Origin of the sequence: Sphingomonas sp. CROZ-RG-20F-R02-07, assembly GCF_022662335.1 — a bacterium.
Classification (GTDB): domain Bacteria; phylum Pseudomonadota; class Alphaproteobacteria; order Sphingomonadales; family Sphingomonadaceae; genus Sphingomonas.
The window spans coordinates 241367-265857 of the sequence record NZ_JAKNQJ010000001.1; the positions used below are offsets into that span (position 1 = coordinate 241367).

At 67.1% G+C, this 24491-nt stretch carries 24 protein-coding genes and 2 tRNA genes; 19 read left to right on the plus strand and 7 right to left on the minus strand.

All coding sequences use genetic code 11. The features are described from left to right. The first annotated feature begins 21 nt into the window (after positions 1–21). The 4 genes from umuD to L8H00_RS01085 all read left to right on the plus strand — a co-directional run bounded on the left by umuD (position 22) and on the right by L8H00_RS01085 (position 4126). The gene (gene umuD, locus L8H00_RS01070) at positions 22–450 is read left to right on the plus strand and encodes a translesion error-prone DNA polymerase V autoproteolytic subunit (protein ID WP_242095371.1); all 429 of its coding nucleotides are present in this window, start codon (positions 22–24) and stop codon (positions 448–450) included. Beyond that, positions 447–1712, plus strand: a complete 1266-nt coding sequence (locus L8H00_RS01075) for a Y-family DNA polymerase (RefSeq protein WP_242095372.1) — start codon at positions 447–449, stop codon at positions 1710–1712. Before umuD ends, L8H00_RS01075 begins: the two co-directional genes overlap by 4 nt. 85 nt (positions 1713–1797) lie before the next feature. Beyond that, positions 1798–2847: a hypothetical protein gene (locus L8H00_RS01080; protein ID WP_242095373.1), complete on the plus strand. Its 1050-nt coding sequence runs from the start codon at positions 1798–1800 to the stop codon at positions 2845–2847. Further along, positions 2810–4126 carry a hypothetical protein gene (locus tag L8H00_RS01085; protein ID WP_242095374.1) on the plus strand — a complete coding sequence of 439 codons (1317 nt, stop codon included), beginning with the start codon at positions 2810–2812 and terminating at the stop codon, positions 4124–4126. The genes L8H00_RS01080 and L8H00_RS01085 overlap by 38 nt, the downstream gene beginning before the upstream one ends. A gap of 101 nt (positions 4127–4227) precedes the next feature. Here L8H00_RS01085 and L8H00_RS01090 read toward each other — a convergent pair whose 3' ends face one another. Genes L8H00_RS01090 through L8H00_RS01100 form a run of 3 tightly spaced genes read right to left on the minus strand, consistent with a single transcriptional unit; the run spans position 4228 to position 5435 of the window. Beyond that, on the minus strand, positions 4228–4875 hold the full coding sequence (locus L8H00_RS01090; protein WP_242095375.1) for an SOS response-associated peptidase family protein: 648 nt from the start codon (positions 4873–4875) through the stop codon (positions 4228–4230). Positions 4876–4901: 26 nt separating this feature from the next. Further along, a complete protein-coding gene (locus L8H00_RS18915; protein ID WP_347340701.1) occupies positions 4902–5207 on the minus strand; it encodes a DUF5818 domain-containing protein in 306 nt (101 codons plus the stop codon). Between the two features lie 6 nt (positions 5208–5213). Next, positions 5214–5435 carry a hypothetical protein gene (locus L8H00_RS01100; RefSeq protein ID WP_242095376.1) on the minus strand — a complete coding sequence of 74 codons (222 nt, stop codon included), beginning with the start codon at positions 5433–5435 and terminating at the stop codon, positions 5214–5216. A 128-nt stretch (positions 5436–5563) separates the two neighbouring features. Here L8H00_RS01100 and L8H00_RS01105 point away from each other — a divergent pair, with 128 nt between their 5' ends. The 3 genes from L8H00_RS01105 (at position 5564) to L8H00_RS01115 (ending at position 6844) form a co-directional block, all read left to right on the plus strand. Next, entirely contained in the window at positions 5564–5776 is a 213-nt protein-coding gene (locus tag L8H00_RS01105; RefSeq protein ID WP_242095377.1) for a helix-turn-helix transcriptional regulator, read from the plus strand. Next, positions 5776–5961 carry a hypothetical protein gene (locus L8H00_RS01110; RefSeq protein WP_242095378.1) on the plus strand — a complete coding sequence of 62 codons (186 nt, stop codon included), beginning with the start codon at positions 5776–5778 and terminating at the stop codon, positions 5959–5961. The genes L8H00_RS01105 and L8H00_RS01110 overlap by 1 nt, the downstream gene beginning before the upstream one ends. Positions 5962–6223: 262 nt before the next feature. Next, on the plus strand, positions 6224–6844 hold the full coding sequence (locus L8H00_RS01115) for a hypothetical protein (protein WP_242095379.1): 621 nt from the start codon (positions 6224–6226) through the stop codon (positions 6842–6844). A 110-nt stretch (positions 6845–6954) separates the two neighbouring features. Here the strand turns inward: L8H00_RS01115 and L8H00_RS01120 are convergent, their stop codons facing one another. Continuing rightward, complete coding sequence (locus L8H00_RS01120) at positions 6955–7251, minus strand: metalloregulator ArsR/SmtB family transcription factor (RefSeq protein ID WP_242095910.1); 297 nt, start codon at positions 7249–7251, stop codon at positions 6955–6957. A 199-nt stretch (positions 7252–7450) separates the two neighbouring features. On the opposite strand from L8H00_RS01120, the gene L8H00_RS01125 reads away from it, so the two are divergent. The 4 genes from L8H00_RS01125 to L8H00_RS01140 all read left to right on the plus strand — a co-directional run bounded on the left by L8H00_RS01125 (position 7451) and on the right by L8H00_RS01140 (position 10891). Next, positions 7451–8242: a hypothetical protein gene (locus tag L8H00_RS01125; protein WP_242095380.1), complete on the plus strand. Its 792-nt coding sequence runs from the start codon at positions 7451–7453 to the stop codon at positions 8240–8242. 126 nt (positions 8243–8368) lie between these two features. After that, positions 8369–9247, plus strand: a complete 879-nt coding sequence (locus L8H00_RS01130; protein ID WP_242095381.1) for a 3'-5' exonuclease — start codon at positions 8369–8371, stop codon at positions 9245–9247. Positions 9248–9292: 45 nt separating this feature from the next. After that, on the plus strand, positions 9293–10111 hold the full coding sequence (locus L8H00_RS01135) for a hypothetical protein (protein WP_242095382.1): 819 nt from the start codon (positions 9293–9295) through the stop codon (positions 10109–10111). Between the two features lie 72 nt (positions 10112–10183). Beyond that, positions 10184–10891 (plus strand): hypothetical protein, encoded by a 708-nt coding sequence (locus tag L8H00_RS01140; RefSeq protein ID WP_242095383.1) that lies wholly within the window; start codon positions 10184–10186, stop codon positions 10889–10891. Positions 10892–11373: 482 nt separating this feature from the next. Here the strand turns inward: L8H00_RS01140 and L8H00_RS01145 are convergent. Further along, positions 11374–11447: transfer RNA gene (locus L8H00_RS01145), tRNA-Cys, on the minus strand. A gap of 168 nt (positions 11448–11615) precedes the next feature. On the opposite strand from L8H00_RS01145, the gene L8H00_RS01150 reads away from it, so the two are divergent. The 5 genes from L8H00_RS01150 to L8H00_RS01170 all read left to right on the plus strand — a co-directional run bounded on the left by L8H00_RS01150 (position 11616) and on the right by L8H00_RS01170 (position 18801). Beyond that, positions 11616–12290: a protein-L-isoaspartate O-methyltransferase gene (locus L8H00_RS01150; RefSeq protein ID WP_242095384.1), complete on the plus strand. Its 675-nt coding sequence runs from the start codon at positions 11616–11618 to the stop codon at positions 12288–12290. Further along, positions 12290–13810: a TolC family outer membrane protein gene (locus L8H00_RS01155; RefSeq protein WP_242095385.1), complete on the plus strand. Its 1521-nt coding sequence runs from the start codon at positions 12290–12292 to the stop codon at positions 13808–13810. The genes L8H00_RS01150 and L8H00_RS01155 overlap by 1 nt, the downstream gene beginning before the upstream one ends. A 29-nt stretch (positions 13811–13839) precedes the next feature. Next, complete coding sequence (locus tag L8H00_RS01160) at positions 13840–14400, plus strand: DUF2497 domain-containing protein (protein WP_242095386.1); 561 nt, start codon at positions 13840–13842, stop codon at positions 14398–14400. 43 nt (positions 14401–14443) lie between these two features. After that, positions 14444–17290, plus strand: a complete 2847-nt coding sequence (locus L8H00_RS01165; protein ID WP_242095387.1) for a valine--tRNA ligase — start codon at positions 14444–14446, stop codon at positions 17288–17290. Between the two features lie 68 nt (positions 17291–17358). Next, on the plus strand, positions 17359–18801 hold the full coding sequence (locus L8H00_RS01170; protein ID WP_242095388.1) for an MATE family efflux transporter: 1443 nt from the start codon (positions 17359–17361) through the stop codon (positions 18799–18801). Between the two features lie 306 nt (positions 18802–19107). Here the strand turns inward: L8H00_RS01170 and L8H00_RS01175 are convergent, their stop codons facing one another. After that, positions 19108–19998, minus strand: a complete 891-nt coding sequence (locus L8H00_RS01175; RefSeq protein ID WP_242095389.1) for a diacylglycerol kinase family protein — start codon at positions 19996–19998, stop codon at positions 19108–19110. Positions 19999–20076: 78 nt separating this feature from the next. Here L8H00_RS01175 and hemB point away from each other — a divergent pair, with 78 nt between their 5' ends. Then, positions 20077–21069: a porphobilinogen synthase gene (gene hemB / locus L8H00_RS01180; RefSeq protein WP_242095390.1), complete on the plus strand. Its 993-nt coding sequence runs from the start codon at positions 20077–20079 to the stop codon at positions 21067–21069. A 6-nt stretch (positions 21070–21075) separates the two neighbouring features. On the opposite strand, the gene L8H00_RS01185 is transcribed toward hemB, so the two are convergent. Next, positions 21076–21582, minus strand: coding sequence for a hypothetical protein (locus tag L8H00_RS01185; RefSeq protein WP_242095391.1), 507 nt, complete (start codon positions 21580–21582; stop codon positions 21076–21078). Between the two features lie 86 nt (positions 21583–21668). On the opposite strand from L8H00_RS01185, the gene L8H00_RS01190 reads away from it, so the two are divergent. Together L8H00_RS01190 and L8H00_RS01195 are read left to right on the plus strand one after the other, a co-directional pair. After that, positions 21669–21745, plus strand: a tRNA-Arg gene (locus tag L8H00_RS01190). Positions 21746–21867: 122 nt separating this feature from the next. Further along, positions 21868–24276, plus strand: coding sequence for a hypothetical protein (locus tag L8H00_RS01195; RefSeq protein WP_242095392.1), 2409 nt, complete (start codon positions 21868–21870; stop codon positions 24274–24276). The last annotated feature ends 215 nt before the right edge of the window (positions 24277–24491 follow it).

Genomic DNA, 24491 nt, shown 5'->3' on the forward strand with positions numbered 1-24491 from the left:
CCAGCGTGTGGATGTGTGATGATGGCCAGCCCGACCCTGCATGACGTGCCCTTCGAGCTTGTCGCCCATGAGGCTCCCTTGTTCGTCTGCACCACCCCGGCCGGCTTCCCGTCACCCGCTCAGGACGACATGGAGGAGCCGATCGACCTCGGGGCATGGCTGATCGATCAGCCGGCGGCGAGCTACATCATGCGGGTATCAGGGCATTCCATGACGGGCGCCGGCATCAACGACGGTGACCTGGTCGTCGTCAGCCGGGCATCCGAGCCGAGAGCCGGCGATATCGTGGTCGCTCTGGTTCACGGTGACAGGACGATGAAGCGGCTCCGCCGTCGCGGCGAGAAGCTGTGGCTCGTTCCGGAAGCGGAAGGATACGACCCCATCCGCATCGACGAGCATGTCGAGATCTGGGGGGTCGTGGTCGCGCTGGCCCGACGGTATCGCGCGTGACGGCGATCGCGCTGATCGACTGCAACAACTACTACGTCAGCTGCGAGCGGGCGTTCGACTCCAGCCTCGTCGGCGTGCCGGTCATCGTCGCGAGCAACAACGACGGGTGCGCGATAGCCCGTTCGCAGGAGGCGAAGGCGCTCGGCGTCAAGATGGGCGACCCCATCCACCTGATCCGGGACCGGCTCGACAAGCACGGCGTGCGGGTGCTGAGTTCCAACTACACGCTCTATGGCGACATGCAGCGGCGGGTCGTCGCCGCCGTCGAGGAGTTCGCGAGCGAGATCGAGATCTACAGCATCGACGAGAGCTTCGTCGACCTGACGCCCTTCGCCGACAGGGACCTCGTCGCGCACGTCAACGGCATGCGCGATCAGGTCAGACGCTGGACGACCATTCCGACCTGCGTCGGGATCGGGCCCACCAAGACATTGGCGAAGGTGGCGAACGCCGCGGCCAAGAAGAATCCCTTGTTCGACGGCGTCGCGGACCTGCGCGACGCCGTGATCCGCGGCTTCGTCCTCGACCGCTTCCCAGTCTGCGACGTCTGGGGCGTCGGCCGGGCGACCGCGGCGAAGTTGATGACGCTGGGCGTCACCACCGCGGGCCAGCTGCGCGACATGCAGATGAAGCAGGCGCGCGGCGTCGGGACGGTCGTGCTGGAGCGTCTCGTCGCTGAGCTGCAGGGTGTAGCAGCCAGCGCCGTCGAGGTGGTCGAACCGCAGCGTCGCGGCATGGCGGTGACGCGGTCATTCGGGTTACCGATTCGCGACCTGGAACAGCTGATGGGCGCAGTCGCTCAGTACGCCATGCGCGCGGGGGAGAAGCTGCGCTCCCATGGACTGGTCGCGGGACAGCTCACCGTCTTCTTCCACACCAATCCTCACAAGCGCGATCGACCACAGCATCACGCAAGTCGCCGCGTCACGCTCCATCCCATGTCGGCCGACTCGCTCGAGCTTCTCGCCGCCGCCCGGCGAGGCGTCGAGGCGGCGTGGAGGGACGGTTTCGCTTACACCAAAGCCGGGATCATGCTCGACGATCTCGTTGCGGTGGAGTTGCGACCGAGGACGTTGTTCGAGTGTGACGCCGAGCGCCGCGTCCGGCTCATGACGGCGCTCGACGAGGTGAACGGGCGGTTCGGCCGGTTCACGGCCGTTCCGGCGGCCCAAGGTTTCAATCGCGGTTGGCAGGCGAGGGCGGACAGCAGGTCACCCGCGTGGACCACGCGCATCGACGAGGTGCCGGTGGTGAGGGCGTGACGAAGGTGCTGATTGGGATTGACCGCGGCGTTGCCGGTCCGAGCCGCTCCGGATACTACGTCACGCAAATGAGAACGGGGGTAGTGTGAGTTTCTTCACGGACGCCGAACAGGAACATCTCCGGGTCGCGCGCATGATCATCCATGTCGTCGGAAGACCCGACGAGGAGTTCACGCCGGAGCCGGAGATCGAGGTTCAGGAGGAAGGCTTCTTCCGTGCGCGGATCATTGCGGAGGCGGGCGATGCCGTCCACGAGTTCAAAGCCGACTCGTTCGTCAGGCCGGTCATCGAGCGAATGGCACTTGGCGAGAGCACGTTCCAAGATGGCGGTCAGGATCTCGCCAGACTGTTCGCCCGCGATCACGTCCGTACCGCGATCAGCGGGGCCTTCTTCGTCTTCGAATTGAATGTGGGAGGCGACGCGCGCGTCTATGCGTTGATCAAGTACGATTATCGCGAGGCCGTCGAGTTTTCCCAGGCCGAAGGTCGCAGTGTGCTGCGTGCCATCGTCCAGGCGTTCGTCAAGGAGCGCAAGGCCGTCCAGAAGATTTGCTTGGTACGGGTGGTCGATGGGGTGGCCGATGTAATGGTGTCGGCAGCCGATAGGATGCAGCAGGCCCCGGACCTGACCGACTATTTCGCCAAGTACCTCGGGGTTGCGCGCAACCGATCCGACACCGAACTGAGCGATCGCCTGAACGAGGCGATGAGGGAGTCCCTCAACGAAGTGCGCCAGCACCTGCCGAACGGCGTCCCCGCCGCGCTTCGGCGTATGAAGGAGGCGTTGCAGGGGCGTGATCCAGTTACGAATGACGACGTCGTCAACGCCGCCTTGCATGCCGCCGGCCGACCGGAGGACGAAACGATCCGAGCGACGATCGAGGCGAAAACCCGCCGGTGCCTCAGACGGCAGAGGCTCGATGACGTGGCGTTCACGCCCGAGCGTCGCATCTTCGATCTACGCCCGCGCGAATACGTTCGAACCGCCGAGGAAGTCAGGCTTGAATATCCGGCCGAGCAGCTGGGCCAAGCCATCACTAGGGTGGAGCACGACGGCAACATCGTGTTCACCATCACGACCAGGAGGATAGTCGAAGATGGAACGGTCGCGGACCGCTCTCGCGCACGCGGTTGACGCGCTGGCGCGAGCCGGTGCGACCGTGACGGAGTCCAGGACGGAGATCGCCGTCTACCAGCTGGATGGGGTCGGCGCGCGCGGGATCCTTTCACTTCTCGGTCCGGCGGGCTTCACGCTTTCGCGCCTCGCAGACGAAGGCGGGGCTCTTCCCGTCGATCTGCTCGCGGACGAGTCGAACGGCATCGAACTGGTCGCGGACAAGCCCGCGGTACCCGATGGCATACTGCCCATCCTGACAAGGACCGCGTTCCGAGCGCTGTTGGACCGCGAGCCGGATCAGCACGTCATCTGGATCCAGGAGCTGGATCGCCGAGTAGACACGGTCCGCTCGCGTTTGACGCCCTGGGGCGACGAGGAACCGTTCACTCTTAACGCCGATCCCGTCGATCCGGCTCGCGTCGTTCGCGCGCTTGGCAATGGTGGAATGGTCGAGCCGATCGGTCGATGGCTCCTGCGTGACCCCGACTTGGACTTGTCGGGCCCATTCCTCTCGCCGTGGCGAGCGCGAGCGGCGGGTGCGCTGGCGGCGGCACTGGCGCAGGAGTTGGAGCGGGATGGCCGGCTGCTGTTTCGTGGGCCGCCGCCGACCCGCTTTCGAGCGAGTGGCGGCGACCGCGTGGAGGTTGCCGCTCTGGCAGACCTGCAGCGGGCCGCAGCGTGGACGTACGAGAACCCGCGCGAACTCGAGAACCGGCACGGCCTTCTGGCCGCCGAAGTGGCGCGCACCGCGCTCAGGGATGGCGACCTGGCCGACCTTACGTCCGTCATGTCGGGCGCGTTCGAAGGCGCGAGGATCGCCTACGGTTTCGGCGTGACGCAGCAGAGCCGGGACGCGCTGAAGACGCTCAGCGATCTTCGCAAGGCGGTGACCGAAGAGACGGTCAAGCTCGCTGATGCTACGAGATCGCTCGCGGCGGCGATGACGACGTCCGCCATTGGCAATGCGGGTCTGATCATCGCCCGTTTGACCCTTCCCAAGGGGGCCGGCTTCGTCGGACCGGCCGCAGTGATCATTGGGGTGGCGCTGGCGGCCTACGTTACCGTAGTGATCGCAAGCGGATGGCACTTTCTGTCGATCCAAAGGGATCTTCGTGCCGATTGGAAGGAGCGACTCTACCGATTCCTGCCGGAGCCCGAATACGAGAAGATGGTGACCACCCCGATCGGGCGGGCCGAGATTGGGTTCAGGAACGCCGCGATCGGCAGCGGCGTGATCGCGGTGCTCATGCTGGTCGCGGTAGTTCTCATCGTGATGTCCGCCGGTCGCCCGTCTTGAGCTCGATGAGGGGTTCATTAGCTAACAGGGTCGGTTGAGGAACAGTGCTGCGAAAGACGCAGTCCCGATGTCGCGATTGATGGCCCGGGGCCTAGCGATGGCTAAATTGTTGGGCTCTGCTGCACGATGCCCCGCGTGGGAAAGACAGGGCCACTCGCCGTCATCCGCTCAGGATCGTATGGCCGCTGCAAGGCGACCACGTCGTCGTAGCTACCCGCCAACCAGCGCTCGTGGTCGCGCGGCTCCAGGATGGTGATCATGGCCTTCGGGTGAATCGGCTCGACCAACAGGTTTGGATCGCACGTGACCATGGTGAAGCCGCTCCCGTTCTTGGTCGGCTGCCAGAACCCAGCTACCGCGAAAAGCGGCTGGTCGGTCACCTCGAACCAGATCTCACCCTTGATCGGCTTTCCGCCACCGACGTCGTGGACGTCGGGCGTCCACTCGCAGAATGCGCTCAAGGGCACGAGGCATCGGTTCTCCGGTCGCTCCGCCAGGCGGCGCCATTGCGGAAGTGTCAGGTTTCTCACGTTCGTCATCGGCCATTTCGCCTGGCCGCCGAGCACGTCCCATGACATGACGTCGACGCCGAGCCCGCGCTCATCGCGCCGTATCACCCATGCCCGGCTCCTGGGCATCAGCTCGCGGGGATTGAAGCGGTTGTCCATCGGCCGCTCCGCCAGCCATTCGGCACCGAAGTGGGCGCGGAGTGTCTCAGGTTCGCTGCTCAGACGGGCGCGGTTGCACATGCGATGACCTTACCGCGTCCGTGATGCTACCGCACCTGCTCGATCGTATCCACGGCGAGCAGGTCGAAACTGTCGCGCACGCCGGTCACACGGACTCGCAGGCCGAGCAGACGATGTGCATGCGAGCTCGCTTCGAGCCGCCATGTGCCCCCGTCATCGACCTCGAGGATCAGGTCGCGTCGATTCCGCAGAAGCAGGCCGACGGCTTCGTGATGTGAACCCATGGGCATCGCGTTTGCTCCGGCGGTGGATAAGGGTCGGCTTCGATCGCCGCGGTCGACGGTTCGATCCGGTCGGAGATTTAGCCTACCCGGCACAATCGACGCCATCATACGTCGTCATCGCGGACGTGGAATGACGATCTCCCACATGTCGTCCGAAGCGGCCGGATCGACGGTCGAGCGCTGCTGCGCCGGTAGGGAGATCCGATCCAGTTCCCGTTCGATGGCCTGAACCACGAACGCATCGATGCTGACGTGAGGCGTCCTCGCCAGGTGCGAGCGGACCATGGCGTCGGTGACGGTGTCGACGATCAAATTCCACTGCAGGTGTCCGGTCATGCCGCACGATGGAATCGCGCTTGCCGGATGGCAAGACGCAGCGCCCCGTCCGGCGCCCCGACGTCCACCAAGATGATCTTGTCGTCCCCGATCGCGGTCGTGTATCTTCCCGTTCGGGAATGGCGGAAATGATCACCGACGTGGCCAAGGTGGGCATAGCCGTGCGGACGGCACGGAAGACGCTTGGCCTCACTCAGGACACGCTTGCGGCGGCGTCCGGGGTCGGGCCGCGGTTCATCGTGGAACTGGAGGCGGGCAAGCCGACCGTGCAGATGGACAAGGTGTTCGCGGTGCTGGCCGTTCTCGAGATCACCCTTCAACTCGAGCCACCGCCGCGGTGATGACCCCTGATCAGGAGCGCTACGCCGAGGCGTTGGCGATCGAATGGATGCATGGCGAGGATGCCCTGCGCTGGGTGGCCGAGCGCGTCGGGGCGCTGGCGCTGGCGGGCGACGAACGCGGCGTCCGGCGTTTTATCGAGATCGCGCATCGCCTCGAACATCTGCGACGCGCACCAAGTGTATGAGTTCGTCGGTACCGCTCAGCCGAGCCTCGGTATAGATTGGAGAAACGGACAGCCCCGTCATGGACATCATATCTGGGGTCGGGAAGACAGGCTTAGGTTGCCGTCGGACTTCCCAGAGTTATCGGACTTGTCGTGGGATCGTCGCGCCGGATGTGGACGCAGCTCCCTTCGTCGGCAGGCGCTACGAAGCGGCATGGCTGGCGAAGGTTGCGCGCTACGTCACGTTGCCTCGGTTATGGTGTAAACTTCAGTGGAGAATCGCATGAACGGGATGTTCGGTGACGATGGCGGCAAGGGGGCTTCACAGGCCTACTGGAATGCCTTCAGCAAACTACGAGAGGCTTGGCGCGAGGTGTTCGACGATGAACTCGCGAAGACGGGTACTCGCGGCATGGAGGCGTACGAGAACGCCCTGGTGTTCATCAAGAGCAAGCTGCAGCAGGACAAGACCGGCGACCGCGCCTTCCGCGCAGCTCTTGATGTTGCGCCCGATGACGACATCGGCAAGGCTCTGCTTGCAGTCGATCTGGACGATCTCGCACCGAATGTGATCAAGCAGGCAATCCGCGACAAGGTCGAAGCTCTACGCGAGCACGGAAGGGCGAGGCATCCGCTTCGGCCACTTCTGCGCGCAGCCCTGGACGCACTCTTCGAAAGCGATAGCGTACGACGGCCGCACGTGGGGGCCAACCGCCATTGGGAACGTCTTCACCAGTACCTCCGCGAACTGGAGAACGAAACAGATTGGACCCCCGATGGACGCGGCTTCCGCCTCGCGAACGCCGGAGGCCGCGGGCCCGTCGCGCAACTTCCGCGTGATCCGGGCAAGCTCGATGTTATCGTCGATCCCGAGTACCTATGGCCAAGACCGAGGAGCGCCTGACAAGCTGGTTCCGATCACGATTGTGATCCGCGGCGGAAACGTTGGAATTCATGGCCGTTGGCCTCTGACATCTACTTTCATCGCTCGTACGATGCGGCGGACATGCCGCTTCACTTCATCGCGGCGATGTCGCGGGCGCTTCTTCCGCGCTCCACCGCGGTTGCAAGAAACGCGCTTAGATCCTCGACCGGCTGCGTTTCCGCTTTGTAGATTACGGTACGGCCGATCTTTTCCGATGACACGAGCCCGGCTGCCGCCAGGATCGTGAAGTGGGAGGTCATGCCGTTGGGCGACATGTCCATGGCCTTTGCGATCTCGCCCGCGGCCAGTCCGTTTGGCAGTTCGTCGACCAGCCTCTGATAGACCTTGAGGCGGGTCGCCTGCGCCAGCGCGCTCATCACCTGCATTGCTTCCACGTTTTCCACTCCTGATACGCTACGCGAAGCCATCCCGAGCTTCAACATGGGCTGCCCGAATCGTTACAGAACGCTAACTATACATTATCTCCGGAAGTGTTGAAGTGTTTTCTTGATCTCCTATATCTCGGGGGTCGGCGGCTTTCGCCACCTCCGACAGGAACGTCATCGGCGACGATGGAGTGAACCCATGGATATGACTGTCGCCGAGCGCTCCGACGCTGGCTCGAAGCCGAAGACCGTCTCGACCGGCAGCGCCCCGGTGTCTGCGAAGCGTGTGGGTGCGCTGTTCCCCGATCCGCTCGACGAGGATGACGGGGCCGACGAGCTCGTCGTGACGACCCGCCGCGCTATCAGCCGGGTTGCACTTGTGGCGACGGAGACCGCTGCCCGCTTCCAGCGCGAGTCGGTGGATCACGATCCGATGGCATGGATGCTGGCTTCGCGTGCGGTGTTCGACGGCGCGGCCGCGATCGACGCCTGCCTCAACCGGGACGCCTGCATGCGCGGCATCCTCGTCCACGGGCTGGGCCTCGGCCTCGATGTCGAGCGGTCCGCGGTCGACGTGCTGCTCGCCTCCGATGACGATGACGATGACTTCGACGAGCACGAGTTCCAGCATCTCCATGGCGACCGTACGGGTCGCCGCGGCAAGGGCGAGCGCGGGAAGTACGGGCGCGTGACCCGTGTGCGCCTCTTTACCGCTACGATCGTGGATACGCGCGACAACCTGATGCGCCAGGTCTTTCACGCCAGCCTGGCGCGCGACGCCGCCGAGGTGCGTTCGCGCCTGGCAGGACGGTTCGGTCCCGACATCGCGGATCTCGCCGACATCCGGCTCGGTGTCCACATCGCTTCGCCGCCCGTGGTGGCGCTGGTCCCCGAGCCCGTCCTCGAGCTCATCCGCCGTATGGAGCGCGACTGCGCGAAGCCGCACGCGCGCACCTTCGCCGTCGATATCGAGATGGGGATCCAGGCCTGACCGCCTCGCTATGAGGCCCTGACCTCCGCCCTTCTCGGAACGAGCGGGCAGCGCGGATCGCAAGGCGTGCGGCTCAGCGTCCACCGGACGGCGTGGTCGACCACCTCCTGAACAGGGGAAGACGACATGAATCTTCAAGTTGACGTCGGTCGCTCTGCGGCCGGCAAGGGGCTCGTTCGCGTCCTCCATCCATTGAACCTGCCTGACGGCCCGACCGGGGACGGTGTCGGGCGTGGCCCCCACGTCGGCATCGCGGTCGATGTGGAGACCACCGGTCTCGATCCGTCGACAGGCAAGGTCATCGAACTCGCACTACGGCGGTTCCGCTATGACGCCGACGGCTTCGTCACCGACATCGACCGGGCTTATGAATGGCGTGAAGATCCGGGCGAGCCGCTGAGCGAGGAGATCGGCATTCTGACCGGCCTCACGGACGCCGACTTGGCGGGTCGCGAGATCGATGAGGGTGCCGCGACGCGATTGCTGCGGTCGGCATCGTTCGTGGTCGCGCACAACAGCGGCTTCGACAGGACGTGGGTGGAGCAGCGCCTACCCGACGCGGCCGGTTTGGCCTGGTGCTGTTCGATGCGCCAAGTCGATTGGCGCGCGCGCGAGTTCGACGGTCGCGTCCTGGGCTACCTGCTGCTCCAGCACGGCTATTACCATTGCGGCCACCGCGCGTCAGCCGACGTGGATGCGCTCATCCAGATGCTGCGCCACCGCGATGCGAACGGGCGTACCGCTCTCGCGGAGATGATCGAGCGTGGATCGCAGCCGACATGGCTCGTTCGTGCCACCGGCGCCCACTTCGACGTCAAGGACATGCTTCGAGCCCGCGGCTTCCGCTGGGATGGCGAACGGAAGGTCTGGGCGAAGGAAGTCGCGGACGAGGAACTGGTCCCGACCCAGTTCTGGCTGGCCGGCCACGTCTATTCCGCCACCGCCCGCGCGAAGGCGCTCGGTCCGGAGGTCATCGGGATCACCCCGCAGACGCGCTTCCGCTGACACCCTTCAAGTCTCCCGCTCGGCTACAGCAAGAAAGGAACTGACATGCCACGCAAGAAATCCATTCCCGCCATCACGACCGCCATTGCGCTCAATTCTGTCGCGCGTGCCTCGCTCATCCCGATCATCGGATCCGAGGTCGCGCTGTCGAAGCTGCCTGGCACGGGCGGTACCGCCGTCCGCGACCTTGGCGTCACGCTCATCACCGACCAAGAATATTCCACGCGCGACCGCACGATCCCAGCTCGAGAGATCTTCTACGTCGATGGATCCAAGCCCACTGCCGACGGGCCTTGGCGCGGCGAGGCCGACAAGCTCGCCTGGATCGACGAGCGCACTGGGTTCGAGTGCATCATGCTCCGCGACCCGCGTCGGGGTCATCTCAGCGGCTATGTCGGCGTTCCCCGTGACCACCCGCTGTGGGGCTGGGACCATGAGGCGGTTCCTGCCGATCTGGGCATCGAGGTGCATGGTGGCCTGACCTATTCCCGCATCTGCAAAGACGGCCCGGAGCCGGTCCGGCGCCGCATCCGTACGGAAGCGACTCGTATCTGCCACGTTCCGCCGGTGCCGCCGAAGTTTGAGCCCCTTACGCAGGCGACGGATCACAGTCCCGACGCCCACGTCTGGTGGTTCGGCTTCGCCTGCAACCACCTCTACGATCTCATTCCCGTCGACGGACCGCGCAGCAAGCACTTCATGGGTGCGGAGACGAAGGCCGAATACCGTGACGATGCCTACGTGGTGCGCGAGATCCTCAACTTGGCCGGCCAGTTGCGCGCGGTCGGCGACGGCGAGGCGGTACCAGCTCGGGAAGGACCGCCGTTGCCGCCGGTTGGGCTCGACCCGTCGACGGGAGGCTGACTCATGTCGGAACGTGATCGCCATTATGGCGAACTGCCTTGGGGTTGGTGGTTGCGCGCATCAGGTAGCAGCTTGGAGGACGACGAGGGGCGCAAGTGGCATACGGTTCGCGATGCGTTCTGGCATGGCGAACTCGGCTTTCCGACGTCGAACGTCGCCAACGAGCAGCATGAACTCCTCCTCCGCGTGCTGACCGGGATTTATGCCGGATGGTCCTCGCCGTCCGAGGACCGGCAGGATCTGTTCCTGGGAAACACGCCGGCTTGGCGCTTCTACATGTGCTGGCTCGCCTCCGTCGGTCTGACCTATGCCTTGGGTCATCTGGGCGCGTTGGACGCGCCGCTCTCCACAAAGGGCAGATCGGTCATGATGATGCTCCAGGCGACTCGCGACCCTGCTTGGGAGCCACTGCCGATGTCCGAAGTGATCGAGGCGATCGCACGCGCCGAGCGGGGTAGGGAGGGCCATGCTCGCGAAGAGGCGTTGACGGCGTTCGAACGGGGCGTCGGTCTTCGGCGGTTCGTCTTTGCCCGCGAACAGGTCGGCAGGTCGTTCCTCATCACGCTTACCGGGATCGCCACGGACGCCCGCATGCCCACTCGGCGGGTGATCTGGTCGCAACCGTTCACTGACGCCACTGTACGCGACGACCTGTTCACATGGTTGGCGGCCCGAGTTCACCGGTGGGACGATTGGGGTCACATTGCATATCGTACTGGCGGCGAGGCGCTCACCCGCCAAATCCTCGCGCTCGTCGTCCATAGCTATGGTTCGCTCTAGGGTTCTAGCCGTAGGAAGCTGACGATCAAGTTGACGGTCCGCACTGAAAATCGCGTCTCGCTCAGCCGCCAGATAGGCGAGGCATGCACGATAGAGTCAATTCCGACATCAGTCTGAAACAGCCATCTGACGTTGTTCGGCCGCCTTATGCAATCCGTGCTGACCATCCTGGCGACTATCGGCGCTGAAGAAAGGGGAGAGGCGACGCTCTCTTGCGGTACCGTCGACTACCGCGTCATTGGCTGCACCCACCGCCGCCAAATCATAGGACGGGAGCTCGGCCCTCGGAAATCAGCCGCACGGATATGAGACCGCCGTTCGGGCTAATGCGTAACTACGCGGTGTTCGTGTAGTGAACCTGCTATTCCTTAACACTACGACTTTGAAACCAGCAAAACTGGATTCAGTGTTGGTTTGCCGCTTATGTGCAAACCACTCATTTGCTCACATCGAGTAGCTCTTATTGCTAATCGACAGACCGCTGGAGGCCCGACCGGGAATCGAACCCGGGTGCGAGGATTTGCAGTCCTCTACGTCACCACTCCGCCATCGGGCCTCGATCGCTGGAGGCGGGGCCAATGCCGGGGCGGGGCGAGGGTGTCAACCATTTCGCCGTGCAAATCCGTGTGCAGACGGCTTGGCGGTGGCCGGCGCGCGGGATAGAACATGGCGCGAAACGAAGTGTATTGTATAACTAACACGGCTGTGCGACAGGGTGGGCATGATGACGACGGACATGGATCAGATCAGCGGCGACCGGTTCGCCACGATGCGCCACGCGATGGTGGCGAGCCAGTTGCGGACCACTGCGGTCGAGGACCAGCGCGTGGTCGCCGCGATGGCACGCCTGCCGCGCGAGGATTATCTTCCCCGCAGCGCGCGCGACCTGGCGTATCGCGACACCGCGATCGCGCTGGGCGGCGGGCGTTACGCCAATCTGCCGCTGGCCACCGCGCGGCTGCTCGATGCCGCGGATCTGCACGCGGACGAGCGCGTGCTGCTGATCGGGTCGGCCGGGGGCTATACCGCGGCGGTACTCGCCGAGATCGTCGCCGAGGTGACCGCAGTCGAGAGCGACCCGGCCTGCGTCGCGATCGCGCGCGAGCGGCTGGAGCACGCCAAGCGCATCGTGCTGGTCGAGGGGCCGCTGGCCGAGGGTCATGCCGCGGGTGCGCCCTATGACGTGCTGGTGATCGACGGCGCGGTGCCCGCGGTGCCCCAGGCGCTGGCGGATCAGATCCGGCCGGGCGGCCGGGCGGTGCTGGGCCTGGTCGATCGCGGCCTGACGCGGCTCGCCGCGGGTGCGCGCACGCCCGGCGGGTTCGCGGTGATGCCGTTTCTCGATTGCGACTGCGCCGTGCTGCCGGGCTTCGACCAGCCCACGCCGTTCCGCTTCTGATGGCGCGGCTCCGTTCCGGCTGGCTGCTCCTCGCCGGGGCGAGCCTCATCGCGAGCCCCGCATCGGCGGAGACTCTGCGCGAGGCCCTCGTCAAGGCCTATGCGAGCAATCCCACGATCACGGGCCAGCGCGCGGCGCTGCGCGCGACCGACGAGGGCGTGCCGCAGGCGCGCTCGGCGGGGCTGCCCTCGGTGGCGCTGAACACGGGCTATGTCGAGAATGTGCTCGGCACCAGCAATTCGCTCGCCTCGCCCGCGCGCCAGGCGACGGGGAACACGCAATTGACCGTCCCCGTCTATCAGGGCGGCGCGGTGCGCAGTTCGGTGCGCGCGGCCGAGACTCGCGTGGAGGCGGGACGGGCCACGCTGCGCGGCACCGAATCGGATCTCTTCACCGCGGTGGTCGCCAGCTATATGGACGTGATCCGCGACGAGGCGATCGTCGGGCTCAACATGCAGAATGTCCGCGTGCTGGAGGTGAACCTGCAGGCGAGCCAGGACCGGTTCCAGGTCGGCGACCTGACGCGCACCGACGTGGCCCAGTCGCAGGCGCGGCTCGCGCTCGCCCGTGCGCAGCTCGAAACCGCGCAGGCGCAGCTGATCGGCAGCCGCGAAACCTATATCCGCGTCGTGGGGACGCCGCCCACGAAGCTCGAAGTGCCGCCCACGCTGCCGAAGCTGCCGCCGTCGCCCAACGCGGCGGTGGGCGAGGCGCTGAACAACAATCCGACGCTGCTGGCCGCCGCCAAGGCGCGCGACGCGACGCGCTACGACGTGAACGTGGCGCGGGCGAGCCGGCTGCCCAAGCTGAGCGTCGTGGTGGGCGGCAATTATTACAATTATCTGGGTTCGCTGGGCGCGGGCACCGCGGTGCCGGTGGGCCAGACGGGCACGTCGGGCACCGCAGGGGTCGCCTTGACGGTGCCGCTGTTCCAGGGCGGGCGCCCGGCATCGCTGGTGCGCCAGGCGGAGGCGCTGCGCAGCCAGTCGATCGAGAATGCGACCTCGGCCGAACGCGCGGTGATCGCGCAAACGCGGTCGGCCTATGCGAGCTGGAAATCGTCCGAACAGGTGATCGCCTCGTCCGAGACGGCGGTGAACGCGAACAAGCTGAGCCTCGAAGGCGTGCGCGCCGAGAACAGCGTGGGTACGCGCACCATCCTCGACATCCTGAACGCCGAGCAGGAGCTGCTCAACAGCCAGGTGACGCTGGTGACGGCGCGGCGCGACGCCTATGTCGCGGGCTTCGCGCTGCTGGCCGCGATGGGCGATGCCGAGGCGCGCGACCTGGGGCTGGAGGGCGGCGTGCTCTACAATCCGGTGACCAATTACGAGCGCGTCCGCAACCGGTTCGGCGATTTCGGCGGCGATGGCGAGCCCAATGCACAGGCGACATCGACCGCCCAGACCCCGGCGCAGGACGCCACCGTCGCGGCGCCCGTCGACCCGATGCTCGAAAGCCCGGTTGACAGACGCGCGCCGTTAACCACAGGTGCGCAAGCGCCGAGCCGCCGTCAATAAGGGTGGTGGCCGGGATCGGGAAGCTCAGGATGGGCGAAGTCAGCGTCGAACCTTCGATGGAGGAGATCCTCTCGTCGATCAAACGGATCATCGCCGAAGAGGGCGAGGGCGTTCCGCCCCGGCGCCGTCCGCAGCGCACCGCGCCGTTGCCCTCGCCCGTCGACCTGCTGGGCGACGACGAGGATGACGACGACCATGTCCTCGAACTGAGCGATCCGATGCCGGAAATCGACCGCCTGCCGGAGCCTGCGCCGATGCCCAAGCCTGTTCCCGCGGCCCGCGCCGTGCGCGATCCCGCGCCCGCTGCCGCCGCCCCCGTAGCCACGACCACGCCCGCGGCTCCTGCTGCTGCGGCGCCCGCGACCGCCCCCATCGTGTCGCAGCAGACCGCCGCGGCGAGCCGCGGCGCGCTCGACATGCTGTCGCGCATGATGGTGAAACCCGAGAGCGATTCCGACGGGACGCTCGAGGGGCTGGTGCGCGAGATGCTGCGGCCGATGCTGAGCGAATGGCTCGACGCGAACCTGCCCGCGCTGGTCGAGACGATGGTCGCGCGCGAGATCGAACGGATCACCAGCCCGCAGGGTTGAACCCCGCTGGCCTCGTGCGTGCCGCCTCGCTAAGGCTCGGCGCATGAGCGAACTTCCCAAGACCTTCGATCCCGCCACCATCGAGCAGCGCTGGTACGCGCATTGGGAAGAGCAGGGCCTGTTCCATCCCGATCGTCCGGGCGCCGAGCCGTGGACGATCGTCAACCCGCCGCCCAACGTCACCGGCGCGCTGCATATCGGCCACGCGCTCGACAACAGCCTGCAGGACATCCTGACGCGCCACGCGCGGCTGAAGGGCAAGGACGCGCTGTGGGTGGTCGGCACCGATCACGCCGGCATCGCCACGCAGATGGTGGTCGAACGCCAGATGGCGCTTCTCCAGCAGAAACGCACCGATCTGACGCGTGAGCAGTTCGTCGAGAAGGTGTGGGCGTGGAAGGCGGAGAGCGGCGGCGAGATCACGCGCCAGCTCCGCCGGCTCGGCTGTTCGATGGACTGGGCGAACGAGCGGTTCACGATGGACGAGGGCTTTTCGCAGGCTGTGCTCAAGGTGTTCGTGGCGCTTCACCGCGAGCGGCTGCTCTACCGCGACAAGCGGCTCGTGAACTGGGATCCCGGCCTCGGCACCGCGATCAGCGATCTCGAGGTGGAAACGCGGGAGATCAAAGGGAGCTTCTGGCGGCTGCGCTATCCGCTCGCCGATGGGTCGGGCTTCATCGAGGTCGCGACGACGCGGCCCGAGACGATGCTCGCCGACATGGCGGTCGCCGTGCATCCGGACGATGCGCGCTACACCGCGCTGGTCGGCAAACAGGTGCGACTGCCGATCACCGGGCGCCTGGTTCCGATCGTCGCCGACGAACATGCCGATCCCGAACTGGGCTCGGGCGCGGTGAAGATCACGCCGGGGCACGACTTCAACGATTTCGAGGTGGGCCGCCGCGCCGGGATCGAGGCGCGCGACATGCTCAACATGCTCGATGCGAAGGCGCAGGTCGTCCAGACCGCCGACGGGCTGATCCCCGCCGAACTGATCGGCCTGACCACCGCCGAGGCGCGCAAGGTCATCGTCGCGCGGCTGAAGGCCGATGACGTGCTGATCGCGCATATCGACAAGGATGGCGAGGCGCACGACGCCGAGCCGCGCACGATCCAGACGCCCTATGGCGACCGTTCGGGCGTGGTGATCGAGCCTTGGCTGACCGACCAATGGTATGTCGACGCCAAGACGCTCGCAGCTCCCGCGATCGAGGCGGTGCGATCGGGCGCGATCCGGCTGGTGCCGAAGACCTGGGAGAAGACCTTCTTCAACTGGATGGAGAATATCCAGCCCTGGTGCGTGAGCCGCCAATTGTGGTGGGGGCACCGGATCCCGGCATGGTTCGGGCCTGCCCTCAGTCCAGATGGAGAACCGATCGCTCGTATCGAGGCGGCCACGACTTCTGTGCCGAACAGGATCATCGTGTCCGTCAAACTAGACAAAGTATTCGTCGCTGAAACCGAGGACGACGCGTTCGCTGAAGCCGCGAACTACTACGGCGTTAGCGAAGAAGAGCTTCGAGCAAATAGTGAACTCGAAGTATCAAGCAAGCTTCCACCAGACACTCCTCGCTTAGTTCGCGATCCCGACGTGCTCGACACCTGGTTCTCCTCGGCGCTGTGGCCGTTCGCCACGCTCGGATGGCCGGAGAATGCCGATCCGACGCTCGCCGGCCGCTACCCGAACGACGTGCTCGTCTCGGGCTTCGACATCCTGTTCTTCTGGAACGCGCGGATGATGATGCAGGGGCTGCATTTCATGAAGGACGTGCCGTTCCGCACGCTGTACCTCCATGGTCTGGTGCGCGCCGCCGACGGTTCCAAGATGTCGAAGTCGAAGGGCAACACGGTCGATCCGCTCGGGCTGATCGATCGCTACGGCGCCGATGCGCTGCGCTTCTTCATGGCGGCGATGGAAAGCCAGGGCCGCGACATCAAGATGGATGAGAAGCGGGTCGAGGGTTACCGCAACTTCGCGACCAAGCTGTGGAACGCCGCCCGATTTGCCCAGGGTTATGGCATCGAATCGAGCACCGCGCTGGAGGCGCCGGCAGCCATGCTCGCGGTGAACCAGTGGATCGTGGCGGAGACGATCGCGTGCGTGCAGGCGGTAGACCTGGCACTCGCCGACTATCGCTTCGACGGCGCGGCGAACGCGATCTACCAGTTCGTGTGGAGCCGCTTCTGCGACTGGTATCTCGAACTCATCAAGCCGGCGATGATCGACGGCGAGCGCGGGAGCATCGATCCGGAATCGAAGGCGGTGGCGGGCTGGGTGATCGACCAGATCCTCGTGCTGCTGCACCCGTTCATGCCCTTCATCACCGAGGAATTGTGGCACGCGATGGCGCCGGCCGATCGCCCCCGCGCGCACGACCTGATCGTCGCGCGCTGGCCGATGGCCGATGCGCGCAGCATCGATCCGGCGGCGAGCGCGGAGATCGACTGGACGATCCGGCTGGTCGGCGAGATCCGCACCGCGCGCACCGAGCTGAACGTGCCGCCCGGCGCGCGGCTGCCGCTCCACGTCCGCGATGCGAATGGCGAGACGCTGGCGCGGCTGGAGCGGCAGGCATCGGTGCTGGCGCGGCTGGCCCGCGTCGAGCGGGTGGAGGGCGCGGCCACCGGCGGCGCGGCGCAGGTGGTGGTGGACGAGGCGACCTTCGTCCTGCCGCTCGAAGGCGTGATCGACCTCGAGGCCGAGCGCACGCGCCTGGCCAAGGCGATCGCGGCGGCGGAGAAGGAGCGCGACGCACTGGCCGGGCGGCTCGGCAATGCGAGCTTCGTCGAGCGCGCGAAGCCCGATGCGGTCGAGAAGGCGCGCGCCGATCATGCGGAGAAATCCGCCGAGGCGGCGCGGTTGCACGCGGCGCTGGGGCGGCTGGGGTAGGCGCGTTGGCGGGGTGACGGCGTTGGTGGGGTGAGTGGGGGTGCGGAGTGGCTGACGAGAAACCGGCGATGGCGCCCAGGCGGGGCGCACATGATCTGACTCAGGGGCCGATCGGCAAGACGCTGCTCGCCTTCGCGCTGCCGACGCTCGGCTCGTCGATCCTGCAATCGCTGAACGGTTCGATCAATGCGGTGTGGATCGGCCAGTTCCTCGGCGAACGTGCGCTGGCGGCGACCACCAACGCCAATATCATCATGTTCCTGCTGGTGGCCGCGGTGTTCGGCTTCGGCATGGCGGCGACGATCCTGATCGGCCAGAATATGGGGCGGCGCGACATCGACGCGGTGCGGCGGGTCCTCGGCACGTCGATCGGGCTGTTCACGATCATCTCGGTGCTGACCGTGGTGCTCGGCTGGCTCGTCGCGCCATCGATCCTGCGGCTGCTGGCCACGCCGGCGGACGTCTATCCGCTCGCGCTCGCCTATCTGCGCGTGATCTTCGTCGCGATGCCGCCGGGCTTCCTGGCGGTGCTGCTCACCATGGCGCTGCGCGGCACGGGCGATTCGCTGACGCCGCTGAAGTTCATGGCGCTGGGTTCGGTGATCGACGTCGGGCTGAACCCGCTGCTGATCCGTGGCATCGGCCCGATCCCCGCGCTCGGCATCGAGGGATCGGCGCTGGCGACGCTCACCGCCAACATGGTCTCGCTGGCGGCGATGCTCGGCTATATCTATGCCAAGGATCTGGTGATCCGGCTGCGGGGCGCCGAGCTGCGCTATCTGCGGCCCGAGCGCGCGCTGTTGCGCACGATCGTCGTGAAGGGGATTCCGATGGGGCTGCAGATGCTCGTCGTCTCCACCTCGGCGCTGGCGATGATCGGGCTGGTCAACCGGCACGGCACGGTGACGACCGCCGCCTATGGCGCGGCGAACCAGCTCTGGACCTATATCCAGATGCCCGCGATGGCGGTGGGCGCGGCGGTCAGCGCGATGGCGGCGCAGAATATCGGCGCGGGCGCATGGGACCGGGTCGACCGGATCACGCGCGCCGGGCTGCTGATGAACCTCGCGCTCACCGGCGGGCTGCTGGTGCTGCTGACGCTGCTCGACCGGCACGTGCTCTGGCTGTTCCTCGGGCAGGACGGCACCGCGATCGCCATCGCCGCGCGGATCAACCTGATCGCGGGCTGGAGCTTCGTGCTGTTCGGCATCTCGATGGTGCTCGCCGCCACGGTGCGCGCGAACGGCGCGGTGGTCGGGCCGCTCGTGATCCTGGCGATCGCGATGTTTCCGGTGCGCTTCGGGCTGGCCATGGCCTTCGCGTCGCGGCTGGGCGCGGATGCGATCTGGTGGAGTTTTCCGGCCGGATCGCTTGCCTCGATGCTGATGACGATCGGCTATTACCGGTTTGGCGGGTGGCGTAAGGGCGGGCTCGTGGCGGCGCCCGCCCATGCGCAGGAAACGGCGCTGGCGGACGCGCAGCCGACGGGCAAGCCTATGCCGGTGGGCTGATCTGCGGTGGCGGGAAAGGGGTTTCGCGTGGAGGCGCGGAGCGGTGTGGGGCGCGGCAGCGTTTCGACCTCTACGACGCTGGAGAATGCCTATGCCCGTTGGATCCCATAATCCGTTCGTGCTGAGCTTGTCGAAGCACGCTTTCGGCGATCCGGCCCTTCGCCTGTGATACAGGCCCTTCGACAAGCTCAGAGCGAACGGTGAAGAGTGGGATCAGCCGAGATCACCAGGCTTCAGGCCATGTCCTACTGCCTCCGCGCCTCCGCGTGAACGTCTCCTGGCATCGTGTGCAAGCCGGCTGACGATCTAAGCCGGCACCATCACCTCGATCACCCCCGCCGCGATCTTGGCGGTGACCGGCGTCTTGGCCAGCACCTCGCCGTCGATCGAGATCGGCAGCGGCGGTTCGGTGGCGATGCGGATGCTCTTGCCACGGAAATCGCGCGTGTCGTCGTGACGGGCGTCGAGCCTGAGGACGCTTGCCGCCCAGTTGCGCACCAGCCGCGTCTTGGTCCGGCCGACCACCGCCTGCACCACGATCTCGCCCGAATCGACCGTGGCGCCATCCACCAGCTGGGTGCCGCCATGATAGGGGCCATTGGAGATCCGCACCTCCACGACGCGCAGCCGCTCGGCCGTATCGCCTTCGCCGACGATCAGCGTGAACGGCTTGAACTTCGCATATTGGTACGCCGCCCAGCTCAGATAGCCGACCCGCCCCAGGATCTTCTTGAGCCCGTGCGGCACCGTCTCGGCAATCTGCGGGCTCATCCCCATCGCTGCGCAATTGGCGAAATAATCGTCGCCGATCATGCCGAGATCGATGCGCCGCGGCTTGCCGCTCGCGAACACGCCCACCGCTTCGGCGATGTCGAGCGGCAGGCCGAGCGTGCGCGCGAAGCTGTTGGCGGTGCCGAACGGCAGCACGCCGAGCAGCACGCCCTTGCCGACCAGCAGGTCGACCAGCCCGCTGATCGTGCCGTCGCCGCCGCCCAGGATCACCAGATCGGGCTTCTTGGCGAGCGCGGCCGTCAGCACGTCCTCCAGATCGTCGGGATCCTTCACGGCATGTGCGTCCACCGGAAAGGGCAGCGCGCGCGTCGCCCGGCACGCCTGTTTGAACAGCGCGCGTCCCTTGCGGGATTTGGCGTTCACGATCATGGCGGCGGAGCGGATGCGAGGCTGTCGGTCGTTCATGAACACCCCAACGCACGCGCGGCGGTTTCGCCCCCGTAACGCTTGCACGGGCCGGCTTGCAGGCGCAGACCGCGCCGCATGACCGCCAGCTATCCCGCCATCCGCCTGCGCCGGACCCGTTCCAGCGCGTGGAGCCGCCGCCTTCATGCCGAGACGGTGCTCACCCCCGCCGACCTGATCTGGCCGCTCTTCGTGTGCGAGGGGCAGGGCGTCGAGGACCCGATCGGCGCGCTGCCCGGCGTTTCGCGCTGGTCGGTCGACGGCATCGTGGCGCGCGGCCGCGAGGCGCGCGATCTGGGCATCCCGTGCGTCGCGCTGTTTCCCTACACCCCGCCGCATCTGCGCGACGAGGAGGGGTCCGAGGCGCTCAATCCCGACAATCTGATGTGCCGCGCGGTGCGGGCGCTGAAGGATGCGGTGCCCGAAGTGGGGGTGCTGACCGACGTGGCGCTCGATCCCTATACCAGCCACGGCCATGACGGGCTGGTCGATGCGGCAGGCTATGTCGTCAACGACAGCACCGCGGAGCGTCTGGTGGCGCAGGCGCTGAACCAGGCCGAGGCGGGCGCCGACATCATCGCGCCGTCCGACATGATGGACGGCCGCATCGCCATGATCCGCGCGGCGCTGGAAGGGGCGGCGCACCAGAACGTCCAGATCATGTCCTATGCCGCCAAATATGCGAGCGCCTTCTACGGCCCGTTCCGCGACGCGGTCGGCACCCGCGGGCTGCTGAAGGGCGACAAGAAGACGTATCAGATGGACCATGCCAATGCCCAGGAGGCACTGCGCGAAGTGGCGCTCGATCTGGCCGAGGGCGCGGATACGGTGATGGTGAAGCCCGGGCTGCCCTATCTCGACATCATCGCCAAGGTGCGATCCGCGTTCCAGGTGCCGGTGTTCGCCTATGCGGTATCGGGCGAATATGCGATGATCGAGGCATCGGCCGCCGCCGGGGCGGGGGACCGCGATGGACTGGTGCTGGAGACGCTGGTCGCGTTCAAGCGCGCCGGGGTATCGGGCGTGCTGACCTATCACGCCGCGCACGCCGCGCGGCTGCTGAACGGGTAGTCCGGCCTAGCCTTGCGGCAGCGCGGCGGACAGGCGCGCGATCGTGGCGCCTTCGCTGTCCGCCTCCGCCTTGGCGCGATCGCGCAGTGCGGCGATGCCGGGATAATCGGGCGCGAGCGTCGCGGCGCGGTCGATCGCCAGTTGCTCGACATCGGTGAGGAGCGCGGATGCCTGCGCGCGCCAGTCGTCGAGCGAGGCGAGCGCGCTTTGCGCGGCGATCCAGCGTTCGCTGCCGGCCGCCTGACCCTTGGCCGCCGCCGCCGCGGTTTCCGCCTTTGCGGCGTCACCGGCGAAACCATGCGCGATCGCACCCAGCCGCTGCGCCGTCTCCGCCAGCCGGGCATCGAGCGCGGGATCCGCGGTGGCGACAACTGGCGTGACGGTCGGTTCGGCAAAGCCCAGCTTCTCGATCGGACGCGGTGCCAGCGAAGGAAAATGCCCCTTTTCCGCCGCGCAACCGCCGAGCGACGCAAGGGCGAGGGACAAGGCCGCGAAGAGGGGGAGGGTGCGCATGATGGCCTTGCTCTATGCGGCCGAAGAATGTTGCGCAACGCACTTGCGCGATCCGATCGCCGCGTCTAACAGCGCCATTCCAATGTGCACCCGTAGCTCAGCTGGATAGAGCATCAGACTACGAATCTGAGGGCCGGGCGTTCGAATCGCTCCGGGTGCACCATTGGTTACAGCGACACGACCCCCTTCGTTCCTGCCGGAACGGAGGGGGTCGTCGTTTGTGCGGCGCTCGCCGCGGATGACGAGCCAGCTTGCAGTGGGCGGGGCCATCGATAGAAGCGGGCCGTGACCATCATCGACCCCATCGGCACAGCGCGGCGGCTGCTGCTCGCCTGCGCCGGGGCGGCGCTCGCGACCGGCGTCGCCCGGGCAGACCCCGCGCCGTTCGATCTCGCCGGCCCCTCGCTCCGCGTCTCGGTCGGGCGGGACGGGGTGACCTTGCCCCTGTCGGAGACGCCCAATCTCGCGGCGGGCGACCGGTTGCGCATCGTCGCCGATCTGCCGGCCGGGCAGGCGGCGCGTTACCGCATGGTGCTGGCGTTCCTGCGCGGCGCCACCAATCCGCCGCCCAAGGGCTGGCTGATCGACGCCCAGACATGGAAGCCGAAGGATGCGACGATCGACGCCGTCGTTCCGACCGGTGCCGAACAGGCGGTCGTCCTGCTGGTGCCCGAAACGGGCGGTGCGCTGGGCGCGGTGACCGCGGCGATCCGCGGGCGGCCGGGCGCGTTCGTCCGGGTGTCGCAGGTGTTGAACCAGTCGATGCTGGACCGGGCTCGGCTGGCGGCGTTCGTCGACGGCATCCGCGGGCTCGGCCCGGCCGAGTTGGCGGAAACGTCGCCGCGGCTCGCGCAGAGCCTCGCGGTGAAGCTCGACACGGATTGCCTGCTGCGCCAGCCCGATGCGCGCGCCGCCTGCCTGACCCAGGGCGGCGACGCGGCGGTGCTGGCCGACGGCCAGACCAGTTCGATCGCGCAGACCCTGGCGGGTGCGCCCGCCGATGTCGCCATGCAGCTCAGCTCGACCCCGCAGGCGGGGCTCGGCTATTACAGCCCCTATATCGGCGTCATCCGCGACGTGGCGCGGATCCTGGGTGCGTTCCAGTCGGCGCAGCTTCAGTTCATCCCGGCGCTGAGCGTGCAGCATGGCGGATCGACCGCGCTGCTGCTGAACGCCGTCCCCTCGTTCCGCAAGCCGCAATCGGTGCTGGTCGCGGCGCTTCCGGGGATTGCACCGGCGGCGCCGCCGCCGCTGGTGGCCAAGGACGATGCAGCCTTGTGCGCGACGCAGCCCGCGCCGGTGCTGCGCGTGGCTGGTGCGCCGCTGGTGTTCGCCACCGCCTATGCGCGGAACATGGCGCTGCGGCTGAGGACCAAGGCCGGCGCCACGATCGACCTCCCCGTCGAGGCGCAGGCGGCGAAGGGCGGCTATGTCGTCGATTCCGCCGGGCTCGCCGGCAAGAGGCTCGATCCGGTGATGGAGGGGGTGCTGCACGGATCCTGGGGGTTCGGCACCTTCGACGGCCCGCGCTTCCGCCTGGTCGCCCCCGCCGGGCGGACCTGGCAGGTGGTGGACGGCGGCTCGCTGGTGGTCGGCCGCGAGACGCCGCTGCTGCTGTCGGGCAGCGCCGCCGCCTGCGTCGCGGACGTGTCCATCGGGGACGGCGATGGGCACCGCCCGGTCGCCTGGACGGCGCAGGGCGAGGACCATCTGGCGCTGAAGGTGCCGCTGACGGACGCGCAGCCGGGGCCGGTGACGATCGCCGTGCAAAGCCACGGGGTCGAGGCGCCGCAGCGGATCGTGCTGCGCGCCTATGCCGAGGCGGGCCGGATCGCGGGCTTCGTGATCCATGCAGGAGATCGCGCCGGGGTGCTCGAGGGGACGCGCCTCGATCAGGTCGCGCGGCTGGAGCTGGGCGGTGTGGCGTTCGAGCCCGGCAGCCTCGACCGGGTCGCCGGCACCGACCGCCTTGCGATGTCGACCGATTCGGCCGCGGTCGGCGCGCTCCACGTCGGCGACGTCCGGGTGGCGCGTGTCGTGCGCCGCGACGGGCGCGCGGTGGAGGTGAAGATCACGATCGCCCCGCCCCGCCCGCAGGTCGTGCTGATCGGCACCACGGTCGCGCGAACCGGTGCGCCGGCGCCCGTGCCGACCACGCTCCAGGGTGCGGAGCTGATGCCGCAGGACGGACGGCTCACCTTTTCGCTGAAGGGCGAGGGGGCCACGCGGTTCTCGGCGAGCGACACCGTGGAGCTGATGGCCGCCACGACGGGGCAGACGGTCACGCTGCCGTTGCATCTCCAGGACGCCGGGGTGGCGATCGGCGAGTTGGATGCCCGGGCGGCGTTTGGCGGTTCGGCCTATGGGCCGATCCGGTTTCGCGTGGTTCAGGCCGACGTCGCGGGCGACTGGCAGCCCCTGACGACGCTGGTGCGCATGCCCCGGCTGGAGGCGCTTACCTGTCCGGCCGCGGGCGGCGCGTGCGTGCTGAAGGGCGCCGGACTCTATCTGGTGCGCGAGATCCGCACGTCTTCGAGCGGGGCCGCAGCCGGTGATCCGCCGACGCAGGTGCCCGACGGATTCACGGGCTCGACCATCGCAGTACCGCGCGCGCCCGGCGGACGGTTGTTCCTGACACTTCGCGATGCGCCGGACGCGATCGTCGTGATCGGCGGACCGCGCCCTGCGTCCTGACGCGATCGTCGGCGAAGGTTCGACCCTTTTTCCCCCTTTGCGGCGGACAGTTACCCGTTCGACACAGTTTTCGAGCAACGGGTATGCCCCTGTCATGCGCTTGTCATCCGATCTTCATCTGGCGTGGCCCAAAGCACCGGCAAAGGCACCGAATGATCGGGCCCGGGAGGATGATGATGACGGTTCGAGGAAATCTTCGCGCAGCAGGATCGGCC